12 protein-coding genes are annotated in these 18,417 nt (G+C 37.1%); 5 read left to right on the top strand and 7 right to left on the bottom strand.

The annotated features are described in order from the left end of the window. Positions 1–411 precede the first annotated feature (411 nt). The 5 genes from rpsA to gyrA all read right to left on the bottom strand — a co-directional run bounded on the left by rpsA (position 412) and on the right by gyrA (position 8,342). A complete protein-coding gene (rpsA, locus tag RT723_RS01250) occupies positions 412–2,079 on the bottom strand; it encodes a 30S ribosomal protein S1 (RefSeq protein WP_216055676.1) in 1,668 nt (555 codons plus the stop codon). Positions 2,080–2,203: 124 nt separating this feature from the next. Continuing rightward, positions 2,204–2,884: a (d)CMP kinase gene (gene cmk, locus RT723_RS01245; protein ID WP_315945565.1), complete on the bottom strand. Its 681-nt coding sequence runs from the start codon at positions 2,882–2,884 to the stop codon at positions 2,204–2,206. 148 nt (positions 2,885–3,032) lie between these two features. Further along, positions 3,033–4,349, bottom strand: coding sequence for a 3-phosphoshikimate 1-carboxyvinyltransferase (aroA, locus tag RT723_RS01240; protein ID WP_252731777.1), 1,317 nt, complete (start codon positions 4,347–4,349; stop codon positions 3,033–3,035). Then, positions 4,342–5,424: a 3-phosphoserine/phosphohydroxythreonine transaminase gene (serC, locus tag RT723_RS01235; protein ID WP_315945564.1), complete on the bottom strand. Its 1,083-nt coding sequence runs from the start codon at positions 5,422–5,424 to the stop codon at positions 4,342–4,344. The genes aroA and serC overlap by 8 nt, the downstream gene beginning before the upstream one ends. Positions 5,425–5,660: 236 nt before the next feature. Further along, positions 5,661–8,342 (bottom strand): DNA gyrase subunit A, encoded by a 2,682-nt coding sequence (gene gyrA / locus RT723_RS01230; RefSeq protein WP_315945563.1) that lies wholly within the window; start codon positions 8,340–8,342, stop codon positions 5,661–5,663. A 279-nt stretch (positions 8,343–8,621) separates the two neighbouring features. Here gyrA and ubiG point away from each other — a divergent pair, with 279 nt between their 5' ends. The 3 genes from ubiG to nrdB all read left to right on the top strand — a co-directional run bounded on the left by ubiG (position 8,622) and on the right by nrdB (position 13,205). Then, on the top strand, positions 8,622–9,338 hold the full coding sequence (gene ubiG / locus RT723_RS01225; protein ID WP_315945831.1) for a bifunctional 2-polyprenyl-6-hydroxyphenol methylase/3-demethylubiquinol 3-O-methyltransferase UbiG: 717 nt from the start codon (positions 8,622–8,624) through the stop codon (positions 9,336–9,338). A 356-nt stretch (positions 9,339–9,694) separates the two neighbouring features. Further along, positions 9,695–12,010: a class 1a ribonucleoside-diphosphate reductase subunit alpha gene (gene nrdA / locus RT723_RS01220; RefSeq protein ID WP_315945562.1), complete on the top strand. Its 2,316-nt coding sequence runs from the start codon at positions 9,695–9,697 to the stop codon at positions 12,008–12,010. 64 nt (positions 12,011–12,074) lie between these two features. Continuing rightward, positions 12,075–13,205 carry a class Ia ribonucleoside-diphosphate reductase subunit beta gene (gene nrdB, locus RT723_RS01215; RefSeq protein ID WP_216055671.1) on the top strand — a complete coding sequence of 377 codons (1,131 nt, stop codon included), beginning with the start codon at positions 12,075–12,077 and terminating at the stop codon, positions 13,203–13,205. 129 nt (positions 13,206–13,334) lie between these two features. On the opposite strand, the gene speA is transcribed toward nrdB, so the two are convergent. Beyond that, positions 13,335–15,272 (bottom strand): biosynthetic arginine decarboxylase, encoded by a 1,938-nt coding sequence (gene speA, locus RT723_RS01210; protein WP_315945561.1) that lies wholly within the window; start codon positions 15,270–15,272, stop codon positions 13,335–13,337. Next, positions 15,265–16,227, bottom strand: a complete 963-nt coding sequence (gene speB, locus RT723_RS01205; RefSeq protein WP_315945560.1) for an agmatinase — start codon at positions 16,225–16,227, stop codon at positions 15,265–15,267. Before speB ends, speA begins: the two co-directional genes overlap by 8 nt. A gap of 188 nt (positions 16,228–16,415) precedes the next feature. On the opposite strand from speB, the gene RT723_RS01200 reads away from it, so the two are divergent. Further along, entirely contained in the window at positions 16,416–17,378 is a 963-nt protein-coding gene (locus tag RT723_RS01200) for an adenosylmethionine decarboxylase (RefSeq protein WP_315945559.1), read from the top strand. Continuing rightward, a complete protein-coding gene (speE, locus tag RT723_RS01195) occupies positions 17,368–18,225 on the top strand; it encodes a polyamine aminopropyltransferase (protein WP_315945558.1) in 858 nt (285 codons plus the stop codon). Before RT723_RS01200 ends, speE begins: the two co-directional genes overlap by 11 nt. Positions 18,226–18,417 lie beyond the last annotated feature (192 nt).

Genomic DNA, 18,417 nt, shown 5'->3' with positions numbered 1-18,417 from the left:
ATGAGTGACAAGCTCAATCCTCTTGTCATCTGGTATACCCTGTTTTGTAATTAATCAGAAGCGGTGACACTCATCCTATTTACTTAACATTTAAGGTTAAACTGATGTAGGTGTAACGAGTTAAGTTTTGATTCTCACGCATAAGTAAGCTAATTATAATTTCCAGTCCTGTTCGCTTCCTCTTTAATTTTATCTTTATAGTTCTCTCAATATGCAGTGAACAAGCTACTGATTCATTTTTTCGTAATCCATAATGAATTATGCCAATTTCAATATTTCTAATGAGTAATGTTAATTTGGAAGTTAAGTGTTGAGTATATTTTGCAGAAAGTGGTAGTGAGTTTCAGTTACGATAGATTTTAACTAATAAAAAAGGGAGCCTAAGCTCCCTTTTTTGCTAATAATTAATTATTAGTCTTTTTGTGCATTTTTGAATGCTGCAGCCATTGCGTTTTCAAACTCAGGAGTTTGACTTTGCAAGTTGTCTAATGCTTGTTTCTCTTCAGCCGCGAAGATAGCTTTAATAGATAAGCTAATTACACGGTTCTTACGATCAACACCAACAAACTTAGCTTCAACTTCTTCACCAGCTTTTAATACTGTAGAAGCGTCTTCAACGCGTTCTGCTGAAATTTCAGATACACGGATGTAACCTTCAACTTCTGTACCTAGAACAACAGTAGCACCTTTAGCGTCAACGTCTTTAATTTGACCTTTAACTACAGTACCTTTTTTGTTGTTTTCTAAGTATTCACTGAACGGGTCAGAATCCATTTGTTTAACACCTAGAGAGATACGCTCACGCTCTGGGTCAACTTGTAAAACAACAGCTTCGATTTCATCGCCTTTCTTGAATTCACGTACAGCGTCTTCACCAGAAACATTCCAAGAAATGTCAGATAAGTGAACAAGACCGTCAATACCGCCATCAAGACCAATAAAGATACCGAAGTCAGTGATAGACTTGATGCTACCAGAAACACGATCACCTTTGTTGTGAGTCTTAGCGAATACTTCCCAAGGATTGTCTTTACATTGCTTAAGACCTAGAGAAATACGACGACGCTCTTCGTCAATTTCAAGAACCATAACTTCAACTTCGTCACCTAAGTTAACAACTTTTGAAGGATGGATATTCTTGTTTGTCCAGTCCATTTCTGAAACGTGAACAAGACCTTCGATACCGTCTTCGATTTCAACAAAACAACCGTAGTCTGTAAGGTTAGTAACACGACCTTTAAGACGTGAAGACTCTGGGTAACGACCAGCGATGTCGCCCCAAGGATCTGAACCTAATTGCTTAAGACCTAGAGATACACGGTTCTTTTCTTTATCAAATTTAAGTACTTTAACGTCTATTTCGTCACCAACTGCAACGATTTCACTTGGGTGCTTAACGCGTTTCCAAGCCATGTCAGTGATGTGTAATAAACCGTCTAAGCCACCAAGATCAACGAACGCACCGTAATCTGTAAGGTTCTTAACGATACCTTTAACTTCTGAACCTTCTTCAAGGTTAGCAAGAAGTTCTTCACGTTCTGCAGAGTTTTCAGTTTCGATAACTGCGCGACGTGAAACAACAACGTTGTTGCGTTTTTGGTCAAGCTTGATAACTTTAAATTCTAATTCTTTGCCTTCTAGGTGAGATGTGTCACGAATAGGACGTACATCTACTAGAGAACCTGGTAAGAAAGCTCTGATACCTTCAACTTCAACAGTGAAACCACCTTTAACTTTACCAGAGATAACACCTTTAACGATTTCTTGTTCTTCACAAGCTTTTTCAAGGCGTACCCAAGACTCGTAACGTTTTGCTTTTTCGCGAGATAAGATAGTTTCGCCGAAACCGTCTTCGATTGATTCTAGTGCAACGTCAACAACGTCACCCACTGCAACCTCTAGTTCGCCTGCGTGGTTTTTAAACTGAGCTGCAGGAATAGCAGATTCAGATTTAAGACCAGCGTCTACTAATACTAAGTCACGATCGATTGATACGATTGTACCTTTAACAATTGAACCTGGACGAGTTTCTATAACCTGTAGGCTTTCTTCAAATAATGCTGCAAAATTTTCTGTCATGATTTATCTTCATTAATTCCAAAGAGGCGTTCCAGCGACTATGGGTTGATTTTTAACTTGTTACATCCATGCTAACAAGGCTGTTAATTATGTTAAAAACCTTTCAAAATAAAAGGTTACCTAACTACTTACCAAATTTAGCTTCAACAACTTCAATAAGTTGTTCAAACACTTCTTGAGCTGAAATACTCGTTGAGTCAACTTCGATTGCATCCTCTGCAGGCACCATAGGTGCTACTGATCGGTTGGTATCTCTATCGTCTCGAGCTTGTATCTCGGTCAAAAGGTCGCCGATTTTAACATCGTGCCCCTTTTGTTTCAACTCTAAATAACGTCTATTCGCTCTCTCTTCGGCACTTGCCGTAAGAAATACTTTGATTTCTGCGTCTGGGAATACAACCGTTCCCATGTCTCGACCGTCAGCAATTAAACCAGGTAACTGTCGGAAGGCACGTTGACGGCGTAATAATGCCTCGCGAACACGTGGCAAAGCCGCAATTTGAGAGGCAATACCGCCAACTTCTTCATTGCGTATAGATTGAGTAACTTCTTCACCCTCTAAAATAATTTTAGAGCTGGTTTCGGTTGATAAGAATTGAACATCTAAATGTGCAGCCAAAGGAATTAGGCTATCTTCGTCTGATGGTTCAATTTGATGATGGATGGAAGCTAATGCTAATACTCGGTAGATTGCACCACTGTCTAAGATCTCCCAGCCTAACTTTTGAGCCAATAAACGACATACTGTGCCTTTACCTGCTCCACTAGGGCCATCGATAGTGATAACCGGAATTGTTTGCTCCATAAATACTCCATACGGTGAATTTGCGGGCGGGATTATACTCGAATTAAAATAAAAGGAAATTGATTTAGAACGAATTTAAATCTCTTGCAAAAGCCTAAGTTAAGGCTTTTGCATAAATATGATTTAATATTGGGTATTTATTTACTAATTATTTTACTAACGAATTGAATCGTGTGAAATAATCCGGGAAGGTTTTACTCGTTACTTTAGGGTCATTAATGGTTACGCTTTGTTTATCGAAGGCTAATAAAGAGAAACACATAGCAATACGATGATCGTCATAAGTATCTATCGCTGCGTGATTAATTTTATTAGGCGTTACAATAATATAATCATGCCCTTCTTCTACTGTCGCGCCAACTTTTTTAAGTTCGGTAGCCATAGCATGAAGTCTATCGGTTTCTTTTACTCGCCAATTATAAATATTTCTTATTGCTGTAGTACCTTTGGCAAATAATGCCGTGGTTGCAATCGTCATTGCAGCATCGGGAATATGATTCATATCCATATCAACTGCATTTAGCTGTCCGTTAGAACTAACGGAGATATGATCGTCATAATAATTAATCGTTGCCCCCATTTTGGCTAATACATCAGCAAATTGAATATCACCTTGAACACTATGTTTACCAACACCATAGACATTAACCGGACCGCCACTAAGTGCACCTGCCGCTAAGAAGTATGATGCAGAAGATGCATCCCCTTCTACCATAAAATCACCAGGCGAAACATAACGTTGACCCGCTTCAATAACAAATGATTGATAGTTATTGTTGGTAATGTTTACGCCAAACTGTTTGATGATGTTTAACGTTAAATCTATGTAAGGTTTAGAAACCAGTTCACCTATCATATTTATGGTGATCGTTCTTCCTAATAAAGGAGCTGCCATCAACAAAGCAGATAAAAATTGACTTGATACACTGCCTTCAATATTTACTTCTGAACAATCAACCTGTTCAAATGGTGTTAATTTTAAAGGTGGGAAATCAGTATCGCCTAAATACTCAATGTTTGCTCCTAATGGCAATAACGCGTCGACCAAATGGCCAATTGGACGTTCGAACATTCTCGGTTCACCGGTTAATTCCACTGAAACGCCAGAAAATGCCAGTACCGCAGCCAGAGGTCGCATTGCGGTTCCTGCGTTACCTAAAAATAAAGCACTGCTTGGCGTCGTAAACTTACCGCCATTACCAGACACCACACATTCTGTTTTATCATCATTTAATTCTGTTTGGATCCCCAACGCAGTTAACGCATTTAACATGTGGCGAATATCATCGCTGTCTAACAAATTACGAATCGTGGTTTTTGAATCACACAGGGCAGCAAGTAAAAGTGCTCTATTAGAAAGGCTTTTTGAACCAGGTACCGTAACATCACCACTGAAAGCGGTAATATGGTCGAGCGTTAATGAATCGTGTTTATTTGTATTAGCCATTTCTTTATTATTAAGCATGGGTACGTTCGAACTCCTGCATAAATTCAACTAGTGTTTTAACGCCTTCAATTGGCATTGCATTATAAAGACTGGCACGCATGCCACCGACAATTCGGTGCCCTTTTAACGCTAACAATCCATTATTCTCAGCTTGCTCTAAAAATAACTTATCCAAAGAATCGTTGGCTAAGAAAAATGGTACATTCATACGCGAACGATTATTTTGTGAAATATTATTTGAATAAAAATCTGAAGCATCAATGGCTTGGTATAAACATTTCGCTTTTTCTATATTTAATACTTCTTGTGCTGCTACACCGCCACGTTCTAATAACCAATCAAATACCAATTTAGCTAAATAAATAGCGTACGTTGGTGGTGTATTAAACATACTGTCGTTTTCTGCCGTCAGTTTGTAGTTTAATACCGATGGAATTGAGTCGTTACTGCGAGCTAATAGTTCTTTTTTAACAACAACAATACTTAACCCTGATGGACCTATGTTTTTTTGCGCACCGGCGTATATTAAGTCGTAATCATTAAGTTCAATTTGGCGAGATAAGATCGTCGATGACATATCGGCAACCACAGGTATTTCAAATTTAGGCGATTCGAATATTTCGATGCCATCAACGGTTTCATTAGGACAGTAATGTAAAAAATCGACAGTGTTATTTACCTTCCATTGATCAAAACCTAATACACTTTTTTGACCTTTCGTATCAACATTTACATAATCACGAGCCGTGATGGCCCCAAATTTTTCAGCTTCAGTTACCGCTGATTTAGACCATGAACCGGTCACACCATAATGGGCTTGTTTCTTCTCTGTTAAGAGATTAAGCGGAACTGCTGAAAATTGACCTCGACCACCACCATGCATGAATAACACTGTGTAATCATCACCAATGTTCAATAATGTTTTCAGTGACTGAATTGCTTGATCATAGACTTCGATATAAACCTTGCTTCTGTGACTTAATTCCATCACAGAACAACCTGTATTATTCCAATCTCTAAATTCAGATTGAGCTTTGATCATTACTTCATCAGGAAGTTTGGCAGGACCTGCGCAAAAGTTATATACCGTCATCTTGTTCTCATTTATTGGTGCTATTTGTTGTGGAGATTTGAAAAATATTATTATGATTTATTTCAAATTGAATATTTACTCTAACCCGTAACATATATTCACTCAATTGATATTTATGCAACTTTGTCATTAATTTTAGTAAAGATTAAATTTGATTGTTATTCCATCTTGAAGTGGTTAATAAACAGGCACAAAAAAAGGCTCCGTAGAGCCTCTTTATCATGTTAAGCGTTTAATTAACTTTCATCGCTTTCATTGTTAGTGTCGTCTTCTAGTTCTATAGAGTCAGTTTCTGAAGGTGTAACAACCTCTTCACCTTCTACATCACCAGCAACAACTTCAGGTTCAATAACATTACCATCTTCATCCAATAATAATGTTTCGTCTTCTTCAATCTCTTCAATACGTGCTAGAGCGACAACGTTTTCACCTTCAATTGTTCTGATCAAACGTACACCTTGTGTATTTCGACCAACAACTGAAACTTCATCAACTTTAGTACGAACTAAGGTACCTTTATCACTAATGATCATAATTTCATGATTATCTGCAACTTGTGTTGCACCAACAACCAATCCATTTCTTTCACTAACTTTAATTGATACAACACCCTGTGTTGCACGGCTCTTAGCTGGGTAATCCGCTTGAGGAGTACGTTTACCAAAGCCATTTTCAGTAACGGTTAAGATATTACCTTCAGCGTCTGGAACAATTAACGATACTACTTTAGCGTCTTCAGTTAATTTGATACCACGAACACCCGTTGCAGTACGTCCCATAGAACGAACTTGGCTTTCATGGAATCGAACCACTTTACCGTTTTGTGAGAACAACATGATTTCATTCTCACCATTGGTAATAGATGCACCAATCAGTTTATCACCGTCGTTAAGACCTACGGCAATAATACCGTTAGCTCGTGGACGAGAATATTCTGTTAACGCTGTTTTCTTAACCGTACCGTTGGCTGTTGCCATAAATACAAACTTATCAGCTTCATATTCTTGTACAGGTAAAATAGTAGTGATCTTCTCATCAGCATCTAAAGGCAATAAATTGATGATTGGACGACCACGAGACTGTCTGCTGGCTAAAGGTAATTGGTATACTTTCAACCAATACATACGACCTTTATCAGAGAAACATAGAATAGTGTCATGGGTGTTGGCCACTAAGAGTTTTTCAATGAAATCTTCATCTTTCATCTTAGTCGCAGATTTACCACGACCACCACGACGTTGTGCTTGGTAATCAGTTAACGGTTGATATTTACAGTAACCTTCGTGAGAAAGTGTTACCACAACATCTTCTTCATTAATAAGATCTTCAAGGTTTATATCGTGTGATGCATCGCGTATTTCAGTACAACGTTCATCACCATATGTTTCACGTATCACGGCTAACTCTTCACGAATAACTTCCATTAATCGTTCTGGGCTACCTAAAATGTATAACAGTTCAGCAATTAGCTCTAAGATCTCACCGTATTCAGCAAGTATTTTCTCATGTTCTAGACCTGTTAATCTGTGTAAACGCAACTCTAAGATGGCTTGAGCTTGTTGCTCAGTCATATAATAGACACCATCACGAATACCAAACTCGGGCTCTAACCACTCTGGACGTGCTGAGTCTTCCCCTGCTTTTTCAAGCATGGCTGCAACATTCCCTAAAGGCCAACCTTGCGCAACTAACTTAACTTTTGCTTCAGCTGGTGTTGGAGAATCTTTGATTAATGCAATGATTGGATCTATGTTCACCAACGCAATTGCTAATGCTTCTAATATATGGGCACGGTCACGCGCTTTACGGAGATCAAATACCGTACGACGGGTAACAACTTCACGACGGTGAGATAAAAATGCTTCAAGCATTTCTTTTAACGTGTGAATTTTTGGCTGACCATGTGTTAATGCAACCATATTCATACCAAACACAGTCTGTAACTGAGTCAATGAATATAATTGGTTTAAAATAACTTCTGACGGTTCACCACGTTTGATTTCTATAACAATACGCATACCGTCTTTATCAGACTCGTCACGTAATGCCGTAATGCCTTCTACTTTTTTATCTTTAACTAACTCAGCAATTTTCTCGATCAATCTTGCTTTGTTAACTTGATAAGGAATTTCAGTAACAATAATGGTGTCTTTACCATTCGCTTCATCAGTTTCGATAGTGGCTTGTGCACGGATATATACTTTACCGCGACCGGTATTATAAGCATCTATAATACCTTTACGGCCATTGATGATCGCGCCTGTTGGAAAATCAGGACCAGGTATATGCTCCATCAACTCTTCAACAGTAATATCTTCGTTATGTGACAAAGCAAGTGTGCCGTCAATAACTTCGCGTAATGAATGTGGCGGAATGTTTGTCGCCATACCAACAGCGATACCAGAAGAACCATTAACTAATAAGTTAGGCACTTTTGTTGGTAAAACAACTGGAATGTGTTCTTGACCATCGTAGTTTGGAACAAAATCTACCGTTTCTTTTTCTAAATCAGCTAACAATTCATGAGCTAACTTTTCCATACGAATTTCGGTATAACGCATGGCTGCTGCAGAATCACCGTCAACTGAACCGAAGTTACCTTGACCATCTACTAATGTATAACGTAATGAAAAAGGCTGTGCCATACGTACAATGGTATCGTATACCGCACTATCGCCATGTGGGTGATATTTACCAATAACGTCACCAACTACACGTGCAGATTTCTTATAAGGTTTGTTCCAGTCATTTTTTAATTCGTTCATCGCAAATAATACGCGACGATGAACTGGTTTTAATCCATCTCGTACGTCTGGTAACGCACGGCCAACGATTACACTCATGGCATAATCTAGGTAACTGGTTTTTAATTCTTCTTCAATATTAATAGGACTAATATTATCAGTATGATCTGTCATAAACGCACTATTCCCTGCAACTACTTAAAGTAAGTTTTTATTAGTATGGATCTTGCTCGCGATTGTAACACATTCGTATCGTCACGCTAGTGCAATTTCAGCGTCTTTATTGGCTACCCTATGCAAAATGATTAAAAATTGTTTATTCGCCCTTTGTGACCACTGTATTTGCGTTTTAATTGAACAATCACTTTTATTTCATCTATCTTTATTTTTTTATGACTCATATAATCACATTAATTACCTTATATAAGTGGCACAAAATTTATGAGTTCTGATCTGAGTGAAAACACCAATGTCGATTCCAACGAAATTGACAAATTTAATTCCATTGCGGCTTCATGGTGGGATATGGAAGGTAGCTTCAAACCATTACATAAATTAAACCCTGTAAGAGTGTCTTATATTCAACAAATGGCAGGCTCAGTAGCCCATAAAGAATTGCTAGATATTGGTTGTGGCGGTGGTATTTTGGCTGAAAGTTTAGCTAAATTGTCTGCTAATGTTGTCGGTATCGATTTAGCACAAGATTCTTTAGATGTTGCCAAACTTCATGCATTAGAAGCTGGAGTGACAAACGTAAGATATCAAAACATCAACGCAGAAGACTTTAGCCAACAACATTATCAACAGTTTGATATTGTTACTTGCATGGAAATGTTGGAACACGTTCCAGACCCAGAATCAATCATTTGTGCCGCCGCAAATGCATGTAAACCAGGGGGGCGTGTCTTTTTCTCAACCTTAAATAAAACCGCTATAAGTTACTTATTAGCCATCGTTGGTGCTGAAAAAGTATTGAAGTTAGTACCCAAAGGCACACATGAATTTGAAAAGTTCATAAAACCGGCACAACTTATTCAGTGGGCCGAACGTTACGGTTTAAAAATCAGGGATGCAATTGGATTACATTACAATCCATTAAATGAACAGTTCACCTTAAAACCTAACATCGATGTAAATTACATTTTATATTTTGAAAAGTTAGATCAATAAGATTTTAATATAAGATTTCCATTGTTTTTTACTTGACTGCTCACTTTTTAATTCAGTACGTGAGAAAAAAATAATTTATAAAATGGACTTTTTTTCAATAAAATGTAGATTTTTTTAGCTCGTATTTACACTTTATTGTGTAGCGTTAGGAGCTACTTACAATACCAATTAATGCTCAATATTGAAGCGAAATTTGAGCTTGCATTCACACCTCATACACTCTATCTTGTGCCTAACAAACAAGTTAGGCACTACATGATGTGTTTTTAATCAAAAACACCCCTACATATAGTTGTCAACAAAAAACGATATTAAAGTCGTGCGCAAATAATAAAAATAAAGGATAAACTGGCCAGATGAATCAGAACCTATCTGTTAGTAAAAGAGATGGAGTTAAAGAACCTCTTGATCTAGATAAAATCCATCGCGTTATCACTTGGGCAGCCAAGGGTTTAGATAACGTTTCTGTATCTGAGGTTGAAATCAAATCTCATATTCAGTTCTATGATGGTATCAAAACTGAAGATATTCACGAAACGATCATAAAAGCTGCGGCGGATCTGATCTCTGAACAAACGCCAGATTACCAATATTTATCAGCGCGTTTAGCTGTATTCCATTTACGTAAAAAAGCGTATGGCCAATTTGAGCCACCACGTTTGTACAATCACGTAAAAGCAATGGTCGCAGACAAACGTTACGATGAACATTTGTTAGAAGACTTCACTGAAGCTGAATTTGATGAAATAGATAAATTTATTGTCCACTCACGAGATTTAGACTTTAGTTATGCCGCTGTTAAGCAACTAGAAGGTAAGTATTTAGTACAAAACCGCGTAACCGGTAAAATATATGAAAGTGCTCAATTTTTATATGTGTTAGTTGCGGCTTGTTTATTCGCCAAATACCCAAAAGAAACACGCTTAGATTACATTCAGCGTTTTTATGATGCGACGTCTAAATTCAAAATATCGTTACCAACTCCTATTATGGCGGGCGTCCGTACTCCTACTCGTCAATTTAGTTCTTGTGTATTAATAGAAGCTGGCGATAACTTAGATTCAATTAATGCGACAACTTCTGCCATAGTAAAATACGTAAGCCAACGTGCAGGTATCGGTATTAATGCCGGTAGAATTCGTGCTCTAGGTAGTGCAATCCGTAACGGTGAAGCATTCCATACAGGTTGTATTCCTTTTTACAAACATTTCCAAACGGCTGTTAAAAGCTGTTCTCAAGGTGGTGTTCGTGGTGGTGCTGCTACACTCTTTTACCCTTTATGGCATTTAGAAGTAGAATCATTACTTGTTCTAAAAAATAACCGTGGTGTTGAAGAAAACCGCGTTCGTCATTTAGATTATGGTGTGCAGTTCAACCGAACTATGTACCAACGCTTAATTAAAGACGAATACATTACTTTATTCAGCCCTTCTGACGTACCAGGTTTGTACGATGCTTATTTTGCTGACCAAGACCTATTTGAAGAGCTATACGTAAAATACGAACAAGATGAAAGTATTCGTAAGAAACGTATTAAAGCCGTTGAATTATTTACTTTATTCTTAAACGAACGTGCAAGTACAGGTCGTATTTACTTACAAAATGTTGATCACTGTAATACACACAGTCCATTTAATCCTGAGTTTGCCCCAGTACGCCAAAGTAACTTATGTTTAGAGATTGCTCTACCAACTAAGCCTTTACAGAATGTAAATGACGAAGAAGGTGAAATTGCTCTTTGTACATTATCTGCCTTCAATTTAGGTGCGATAGAATCTTTGGATGAACTTGAAGAGTTAGCACAATTAGCGGTAAGAGCCTTAGATAACTTATTAGATTACCAAGATTATCCGGTTCCCGCTGCGTTCAACGCAACAATGGGACGCAGAACATTAGGTGTTGGTGTTATTAACTTTGCTTATTATCTTGCAAAAAATGGTGCTAAATACTCAGACGGTAGTGGCAACAACTTAATTCACCGTACCTTTGAAGCGATTCAATTTTACTTATTAAAAGCATCAAACGACTTAGCGCAAGAGCGTGGTGCTTGCCCTAAATTTAACGAGACAACTTACGCTCAAGGTTTATTACCAATTGACACTTATAAGAAGTCTGTTGATGGTTATTGTGATGAACCTTTACATTTAGATTGGGAAACATTACGTACTGACATTGTTAAACATGGATTACGTAACTCTACATTGTCAGCATTAATGCCTTCTGAGACGTCATCTCAGATATCGAATGCGACAAATGGTGTCGAGCCACCACGTGGATTGATTTCGGTTAAATCAAGTAAAGATGGCGTATTAAAACAAGTAGTTCCTGAACTTGGCCGTTTACGTAATCAATATGAATTATTGTGGGATATTACTAGTAACGAAGGTTACTTACAGTTGTGCGGTATTATGCAGAAGTTTATCGACCAAACGATTTCGGCGAATACTAACTATGACCCAACAAAATACCCTGAGAACAGAGTGCCTATGCAACAGCTGTTAAAAGACTTGTTAACAGCCTATAAATACGGTTTAAAAACTTTGTATTACCATAATACACGAGACCAAGCTGGTATCAGTACTGGTGGTAAATCAGAGGCTACGGCTGCTAATCCAACCACAGTTGTTATCGAAGAAGATGACGATTGTGAAGGCGGCGCTTGTAAAATTTAGTCAGGGAATATGTATCCACGGTATCATTACCGTGGATAACTAAAGAATTAGAGAATAAAAAAATATGAAATACACCACGTTTAATCAAACTATCGTCGATGCGTTAAAAGAACCTATGTTTTTTGGTCAACCAGTAAATGTAGCTCGATACGATCAACAACGTCACAGCATTTTTGAAAAGTTAATAGAAAAACAACTTTCATTCTTTTGGCGTCCAGAAGAAATTGATGTTAGTAAAGACCGTGCTGATTTTCAGTCAATGACAGACAGCGAAAAACATATTTTTATTTCAAACTTAAAGTACCAAACGTTATTAGATTCAATTCAAGGCCGAAGCCCTAACGTTGCGTTATTGCCAATTACGTCATTGCCTGAACTAGAAACGTGGATTGAAACATGGTCTTTCAGTGAAACGATTCACTCTCGTTCATATACCCATATATTAAGAAACTTATTTACTGACCCAAGTGAAGTATTTGATGACATCGTTAGAAACGAAGAGATATTAAAACGTGCTTCTGACATTTCTAAATACTACGATGACTTAATTTTCTGTACTCAGTTATATCAAACACAAGGCCTTGGTGAACATGTGGTTGATGGTGTTACTTACAACATCACACTTAGAGAGCTTAAAAAGAAACTTTATTTAGCGGTAAACTCAATTAACGCATTAGAAGCGATTCGTTTTTACGTCAGTTTTGCTTGTACCTTTGCATTTGCTGAACGTGAAATCATGGAAGGTAATTCTAAGATCATTCGTTTGATAGCTCGTGATGAGAACTTACATTTAACCTCAACTCAACACATAATAAACTTGTGGGCAGATGGGCAAGATGATCCTGAAATGCAAGAGATCAGCATTGAGTGCTTCCAAGAAGCGAAACAAATCTTTGTTAATGCTGTTGACCAAGAAAAAGAATGGGCAAAATACTTGTTCAAAGACGGTTCTATGATTGGTCTAAATGAAGAAATATTATGCCAGTACGTTGAGTATATTGCTAATCACCGTTTGTCAGCCATAGGCATTCCAGCCATGTATGACATTAAGAGCAATCCTCTTCCTTGGATGAATAAGTATTTAGAATCTGACAACGTTCAAGTAGCACCACAAGAATCAGAAATTAGCTCTTACTTAGTTGGACAAATTGATTCTGATGTTGATGCTAGTGCGTTTGACGACTTTGAACTTTAGTCTATAAGTATTGAGATTCGAGTAGCGAGCTTCGTGTTAGGAGCTAGGGCTACGAGACATAAATAAAAAAGGTGATTTCAGAAATGAAATCACCTTTTTTATATCTATTATTTAACTTTACTATTTTGATTAGTGTTTATCGTCTGCTAAATATGTGTAATTACTTAAACAACCTTCATAAAAATCGGTAAGTTGAACACCCATCCTTGGTTTGATTAACCCTTGCGATACTTTTACATCAATCTCTTTTTTTATATTATTAGCTAGAATTTCAGAGCTATATTGCATAGTGGACAGAACATCACCCATATTTGAACCATGTACGACTTCTTCAATGTAATAGTCTTTAGGGTCGTCGTCATAACTATATATATGTACTTCATTTAACCGGCCAAATAAGTTATGCATGTCGCCCATAACGTCTTGATAAGCGCCCGTTAAAAATATGCCAACATGATAATCTTCACCTGTGTTTAGTTGATGTAGAGGCAATGTATTTGTCGAGCCATTAGATTCAATAAACTGATCTATCTTGCCATCACTATCACAAGTTATATCCACTAAACTTGCTATCTTGGTAGGTTTTTCTGACAAACGGTTGATTGGCACAATCGGTAATACTTGTTTAATGGCCCAGGAATCTATGGTTGATTGAAACACAGAGAAATTCACTAAGTACTGTGACGATAATAACGCGGGTATCTCCATTAACTGTTCTGGAATAAATTCCTCGCCAATTAAATGTTGATTGATCTTTTCCAGAGTTTGCCAATATAACGACTCCATTTTAGCCATGTCTTTTAAGCTAAGAACGCCTAAACTAAAAGCACTGACCGTTTGTGCTTTTACAGAGACTAAATCGTTATACATCTCTTGGTAATTTTCGCAATTAAGTTCTTGGGTAATATCGCGCAAATTACTGATTAAAATATGCTCATCTTGCTCAATACTGGTATCAAACTTGGTACTGTTGGGTTTGATTTCGCCAATCACTTTTGCAATAACACAAGAATGGTGAGCTGTGATCGCCCTGCCACTTTCACTGACGATATTAGGGTGTGGAATATCATACAAGTCACACGTTTGTTTGATGCCATAAACAATATCAACAATGTATTCTTCGGTAGAATAATTACATGACGAGTTATGTGTAGATTGACTCCCATCATAATCAACGGCTAATCCACCACCAACGTCAATATAAGATAATGGCACACCATATTTAGCTAAGTTCATATAAACCATGGAGGCTTCTTGTATTGCGTCTTTAACAGAGCGAATATCAGTTAATTGGCTTCCAATATGAAAATGCAACAATTTGACGCTATCAGCAAATCCCTGCTCTGTTAAATAATCAACCGCATTTAACATTTCAACATAACTCAAACCAAATTTAGCACGTTCGCCACTTGAGTTTTTCCACTTTCCTCTGCCTTTCACCATTAACTTACTGCGTAAACCTACGATAGGCATAACCCCCATCTCTTTCGCTATCCGCACCAAGGTTTTTAATTCATTAAATTTTTCAATTACAATAATGATTTTACGGCCAATCTGTTGCCCCAACAAAGCTAACTTAAAATACTCTTCATCTTTATAACCATTTAGAATGGTTAAAGACTCCTTGTTTGTGTTGTAAGCAAGTGCAGCCATTAACTCTGGTTTTGAGCCGGCTTCTAAACCGTAATTGAACTGTTTACCCGCACTAACCACCTCTTCTACCACTTCACGCATTTGATTAACTTTGATTGGGAATACCCCAAAGTACTGCCCTTGGTAGTCGGCATCATTTATAACATTTCGGAAAGTAAGATTTAGTGACTCTACCTGTGAACGGAGAATGTCGTGGAAACGAATAACCGCAGGAAACTGAATACCCGTTTCATTCATTTCTTCAACAATCTCTTGAATATTTATGGTGAGACTAGGTTGATGATGATCAGGCGTCGCTAATAAATCTCCATTAGCGCCGATAGAAAAATACCCCTTACTCCAACGGCTAACACCGTATAACTTTTCAGAGTCTTCAAAGTTCCAATTTGATGTTTCGGTATTTTTGTTAGGCATGATTTGATGTACCAGAATTGTTTAAACATAAAATAAGTTCACGTACGACTTTAGCGGCAAATACATCACTATTACCCGATGCATCAATATTGGGCGCCAATTCAACTACATCACAACCGACAAAGTTTTTATTCGTTAAAATCTTACACAAACTGACGAACGAGTGAAAATCTTCACCACCTGGCTCAGGTGTGCCTGTGCCCGGGAAGTAACTCGGGTCAAAGTAATCCAAATCTAAGGTTAAATAGATTGGTCTATCACTTGGAATACTTTCTATTTTTTTAAGAAATGAAGTTCTATCTTTGATTAATGTTTGGTTTTCATCCATCCAAACATATTCTTGTTTAGTCCCAGAGCGTATACCATATTGGATCAATTCATGACCAGCACCAAAGTGATCAACAACCCGTCTTATAATCGATGCGTGGGAGTAATGATAACCTAGATAACCATCTCTTAAATCCGCATGCGCATCTAAATGAATTAATGTTAAGTCATCATATTGGTCTAAATACGTTTTAATAGGTGCATAGGAAATAGAATGTTCCCCGCCTAGAGTAAGTACCTTTACATTATCTTGCTGTAAATTCACATCTGAAAACAAGTCTACAAAGTCATCTGTACCCTTTTGCCATAATGACTCAATAAACTCTGAGGATGCATCAACAAGCTCTGGTTGTTCTGTTAAGTTAAGCAGTTTGAAATTACCTAAATCAACAAATGAAATCCCATCAATATCATCATCCAAATAAGGAGAATACGATTCAATCCCATCGGATACTTCTCTTAAGGCATTAGGTCCATCTTTTGTGCCCTTACGGAAACAAGCCGTGCCATCAAATTCAAAACCAACAATATGAATCGTATCTCTGAAAATACCACTTTGCTCTAGTGAACACTCAAACACAACATTTGCGGGAGTAAGATCAACGTTAATTGCTTTTATTAGATCCATAAGTACGCCTAATTTAAAATATGTCGTTTCATACCATATCGTTTAAATGGTATTACTCTATAATTGTGAATTCCGGCATTATAATTTTTTTTACTAAAAACTCGATCATTTATTGTGATGTATAAGAATTTTTGTAGAATACGCCAACTTAAATAGCTATAAGCTAATAATTTGCGGAGACTCTATCGTTGTTTTTTGAAGGTGCTGAAAAAAAAGCCGAAATCCAAATAGATAGTAACAAACTATCACTACTAAACGATATTCCAAACCAATATTGGCATGAGTTAGTACATAAATGTGAAGCAAAAATATTATCTTCTATTGAAAATAAATATTGCAAAGCCTTTCTGTTATCTGAGTCAAGCTTGTTTGTATGGGATGACAGATTTTTAATCTTAACCTGTGGTGAAACTAAGCTTATCAATTCTATTGAATACTTCATTCAAAAGTATGACAAAGCAATATTAAAACAAGTTACATATCAGCGTAAAAACGAATACTTTTCTCATGCCCAACCTAGTTGTTTTGGCGATGATTTAAGAATTCTGGCTAAATACATTGATGGTCAAGCTTATCGTTTTGGCGCCCTTGATGGTCACCATAATTTTATTTTCCATTATGAAAATGATTTTCAAGCTGACCAACAAGATAAGACCTACGAATTTTTGGCCTATCAAATTAGTGAAAAAGCTTCAAAACTACTTTCTACAACAGGGTTATCTAAACAGCAAATAAGAACGCTGTTTAACTTTGACCAGCTGATCCCTGGTTTTACAATCGATGACTTTGTATTTGACCCTTATGGATATTCGTTAAATGCGATTAAAGATGATAAATATTTAACGATTCATGTTACGCCTCAAGAAACCAGCAGTTACGTTAGTTTTGAGTCTAACATTGACCTAATTTCACTCAGTCCGCAGATAATCTCAGTGTTAGACCCTGCATCATTCGATATTCTTACCTATAACGAATTTGATTACCTAAATAAGGTCAATAAATTTATTCCGGCTGAATATCAGGCTACGTGTAAAATACAACAAACATTAACCAACGGTTATGAAGTTAAATTTAGTAATTATTTAAAACCCTCTACTGAATTTTCCGCACCAGTTAAAATAAATATCAACGGAGAAAACCATGTACTCTGATCTATGGGTAGAAGAAAAATTTGAAGACTTTTTAGGGCTTCGTTTAAAAGTAGAAAAAGTACTTTTCTCTGGCAAAAGTGAGTTTCAAACTGTCGATGTTGTTGAAACCAAAGGTCACGGTAAAATGTTACTAAATGATGGCTTGATCATGGTCACTGAACGTGATGAATTTGCATATCATGACATGATCTCTCATGTGCCATTATTTGTTCATCCAAGCCCTAAAAATGTACTCGTAATTGGTGGTGGCGACGGTGGTACTGCCCGTGAAGTTATCCGCCACCCAGGTGTTGAAAAATGCACTATGGTCGAAATAGATGCCATGGTTGTCGATGCTTGTAAAGAGTTCATTCCTTTAACGGCGAGTGCTTTAGACGATGATAGAATTAATTTAATCATTGGCGACGGGGTTCAGTTTGTTAAAGAAACCACCGAAAAATTTGATGTGATCATCATAGATAGTACGGACCCTATAGGGCCTGCTACCCCGTTATTTGGTGAAGAATTTTATCAAGATGTAAACAACTGTTTAACCGATGACGGTATGGTTGTTTCTCAAGGCGAAACGCCTTGGTATGGCAAAGAGATACAAAAATCCTTGTTAACCGTCTTGAATAACGTATTTGATCAAACCTATATGTATAGCTTCAGTAATTTAACCTACCCTGGTGGATTATGGTGTTTTACACTGGCGTCTAAAAAATATAACCCAATGACTGACTTTAACGAATCTAAGGTTGATGAAAGTGGTTTGTCATTCAAATATTATAATAAAGGCATACATACTGCTGCCTTTGCGCTACCAAACTTTGTAAGAGAAGGTTTGGCGCATTTAATTAAAAACTAATACATATACCAACACAAAAGTAATCATCAATTAGGCGTTATATTATCCAATAACGCCTACTCTTAACGTGAATATTTATCACTATTACGGTATAATATTTTCTATCATAATAATGACAACTTACGTGTTTAATCAGAGTTTATATTAGGTATGTTGTTAAATTTTAAGCCCAAAACAATAAGAACAAAGGCT

The organism is Psychrosphaera aquimarina (assembly GCF_032461525.1).
GTDB lineage: Bacteria > Pseudomonadota > Gammaproteobacteria > Enterobacterales > Alteromonadaceae > Psychrosphaera > Psychrosphaera aquimarina.
Note: the sequence above shows the minus strand (reverse complement) of the source record. Positions and strands in the feature narration are given on the sequence as shown.

Coding starts and splice junctions, on each gene's coding strand:
- rpsA (WP_216055676.1), bottom strand. CDS start 2,079: ATGACAGAAAATTTTGCAGCATTATTTGAAGAAAGCCTACAGGTTATA.
- cmk (WP_315945565.1), bottom strand. CDS start 2,884: ATGGAGCAAACAATTCCGGTTATCACTATCGATGGCCCTAGTGGAGCA.
- aroA (WP_252731777.1), bottom strand. CDS start 4,349: ATGCTTAATAATAAAGAAATGGCTAATACAAATAAACACGATTCATTA.
- serC (WP_315945564.1), bottom strand. CDS start 5,424: ATGACGGTATATAACTTTTGCGCAGGTCCTGCCAAACTTCCTGATGAA.
- gyrA (WP_315945563.1), bottom strand. CDS start 8,342: ATGACAGATCATACTGATAATATTAGTCCTATTAATATTGAAGAAGAA.
- nrdA (WP_315945562.1), top strand. CDS start 9,695: ATGAATCAGAACCTATCTGTTAGTAAAAGAGATGGAGTTAAAGAACCT.
- nrdB (WP_216055671.1), top strand. CDS start 12,075: ATGAAATACACCACGTTTAATCAAACTATCGTCGATGCGTTAAAAGAA.
- speA (WP_315945561.1), bottom strand. CDS start 15,272: ATGCCTAACAAAAATACCGAAACATCAAATTGGAACTTTGAAGACTCT.
- speB (WP_315945560.1), bottom strand. CDS start 16,227: ATGGATCTAATAAAAGCAATTAACGTTGATCTTACTCCCGCAAATGTT.
- speE (WP_315945558.1), top strand. CDS start 17,368: ATGTACTCTGATCTATGGGTAGAAGAAAAATTTGAAGACTTTTTAGGG.